Below are 2,585 nucleotides of genomic sequence, written 5' to 3'. Positions count from 1 at the left end.
TTCAAAGAACTACTTGGTCGCTCATTTGCGACTTCCTTATGTTAACATCTTCGTTAGTTAATGTCAACTAAGTTTTTCATTTTGTTTGCCGCGTTCTGCGTTATTGCATCGGCGACTTGTTCTATATTACACCTCTAACCTACAATCGTCAATATGTTTTTATAAAAAACTTCATTTTTTTATAAACCCTATTTACGCTATTAATTTATCTATTTATATACCTCTTCTATAAGAATAGATAGCAACCCATAAAATACTCTATGGGTTGCTATTCCATCATAAAAACTATTGTTCTTTTGAAGGTACCGAACAACTTTCGTCCGTACAAGACATATCGCTTCCACCCTCTGAAGAAAGTTCTTGTAACTTAGGTGCAGGATTCTCTTCTTCCCACACTTGCTGAAGTGCACCAACAAAAGTTTCAAGTGGTTGCGCACCTGAAATAGCATACTTTTGATTAATAATAAAATAAGGCACTCCCGAAATTTGATATTGCTGAGCAATCGCTTCATCAATTCTAACATCATTTGCATATGCGCTTTTATCATTAATAACACGTAAAGCTTCTTGCTTTTCTAAACCTGAAGCTTCAGCAATAGTAACAAGCGTATCCACATCACTTAAATTTCTCGATTCTGTGAAATATGCAAAAAGTAGATTTTCCGTAATCTCTTTTTCTTTCCCTTGATCCTTTGCAAACTTCGCAAGACGATGCGCATCAAAAGTGTTCGTCGGCTTCATCTCATCAAAATTAAAACTTAAACCCATACTAGCTGCATGACTTCCTAGTTGTATATTATTACGTTTAGCTTCTTCAATACTAATCCCATACTTTGATGCAAGTACTTCATTAATACTTGTTCCAGAATAGATTGGAGCATTTTGATCTAATTCAAAACTTTTAAACTCAACCTCAACATCTTTCTTATGTGGAAATTGCTCTAAAGCCATCTCTAATCTACGTTTCCCAATGTAGCAAAATGGGCATACAAAATCTGACCATACTTCAATTTTCATAGAAACACCTCATTAACATGTAGTTTTCAATTATTGTAGCACTGGCACGAAGGAATTCAAAAATTTATGCTTCATGCTTTATATACTACAAACTAAAATGAATCTATAAATAGAAAAAACGATAATCAAAAGTATAAAAACATTTCCTTCTGATTATCGTATATACAAATCTAATTATGCTGGAATATATCTCCCCATGAATTTCCATACAGTATTCCAATATTTATTTGAATCTATCTTCTCAGCTTCTCCATGTCCAGCACCTGGAACAATTAATTTCTCTTTTTCTACTTTTGCAGCATTATATACTTCATCTAACATTTCATAAGGAACGAACGTATCAGCATCCCCATGAATAAATAGCATAGGTGTTTTACTTTTCTCTACTTGTTTTATAGCTGAAGCTTCTTCTAAATCATATCCAGCTCTTAATTTTGTAACTGTATTGGCCGCCTTCATAACAGGAAACTTCGGCAAGTGGAATAGATCTTTTAGTTGATAAGTAAATTCATCAATAACAGTTGAGTATCCACAATCTTCAATAATAACTTTAACGTTAGAAGGTAACTCTTCACCTGAAGTCATCATTACAGTTGCCCCGCCCATTGAAACACCAAAAAGTGCTATTTCAGCATTAGGGTCTTTCTTTACAATTTGTTGAATCCAAATCAAAATATCTTTACGATCGTGCCAGCCCATCCCTATATAATCGCCTTCACTATTTCCGTGCCCACGAAGATCTGGCGCTATGACGTTATAACCTTGTTCGTAAAAATTCCGGATATATTTCGTCATTTTCGATGCCCTGCTATCATATCCATGAACTACAATTGCCCATTTATGGCTAGATTGTTCATTCATATATTCATAACCTGTTAATTTCAACTTATCGAAAGAATTTATGTTTCGTGTATTAGGTTTATGATTTGATACAAAGCTCGCATCCTTTTCTTCGTTTGTAGCGAACACACCTCCTGATGCATTCACTGTTTCTATTAAATGAGGATTATCCTCTAAAAATTCTTTCTCTTGTTTCGCATTCAACGCATAATTATAAAAATAATTCCCGACTAACATATAAGTAATTGTTAGAAGGACTAAAACTACTATAGTAATTACACCTATCTTTTTCATATTATCTCCTTTTTCAAAATTAAATCTTCTTATATTTAAGTACTCAAAAAAACAACTGCACTATTTTAACATACTGACAGATCGCTTCTACAAAAAATAAAATAGAAAATCTTAAACTACACATCAAAAATAATGAAAGAAAATGAATATGAGGGGATCAAAAGAATAAGGATTACTTACTTGAGGCTGATAAAGTGAAACTTTAATCAGTGGGGGTTTTGTTCATCCCCCACTGATTATTAGTTGAACCAATCGGACGTTTACGGACCGTTGATCTCCCGCCTACCTTCTTTGCTCCAACTGAATTTTGAGGTGGGAGTTTTACTGTCCGTTAACGCGGGATAAGAAGTTTAAAACACAAAAAAGACGAGTCATACTGACTCGTCTTACAGTTGCTTGGCGACGTCCTACTCTCACAGGGACAAGGTCCCAAC

2 protein-coding genes are annotated in these 2,585 nt (G+C 34.3%); both read right to left on the bottom strand.

Going from position 1 to position 2,585, the window contains the following annotated elements:
- Nucleotides 1–285: 285 nt before the first annotated feature.
- Nucleotides 286–1,017 (bottom strand): DsbA family oxidoreductase, encoded by a 732-nt coding sequence (locus tag PDL00_RS34580; RefSeq protein ID WP_000687932.1) that lies wholly within the window; start codon nt 1,015–1,017, stop codon nt 286–288.
- A gap of 174 nt (nt 1,018–1,191) precedes the next feature.
- Nucleotides 1,192–2,151, bottom strand: coding sequence for an alpha/beta hydrolase (locus PDL00_RS34575; RefSeq protein WP_270733837.1), 960 nt, complete (start codon nt 2,149–2,151; stop codon nt 1,192–1,194).
- Nucleotides 2,152–2,585: the final 434 nt, after the last annotated feature.

The sequence above is a fragment of the Bacillus cereus group sp. TH152-1LC genome, assembly GCF_027710505.1.
Taxonomy (GTDB): domain Bacteria; phylum Bacillota; class Bacilli; order Bacillales; family Bacillaceae_G; genus Bacillus_A; species Bacillus_A mobilis.
The sequence above is the reverse complement of the archived record's forward strand: the minus strand, read 5'-3'. Positions and strand labels throughout refer to the sequence as shown.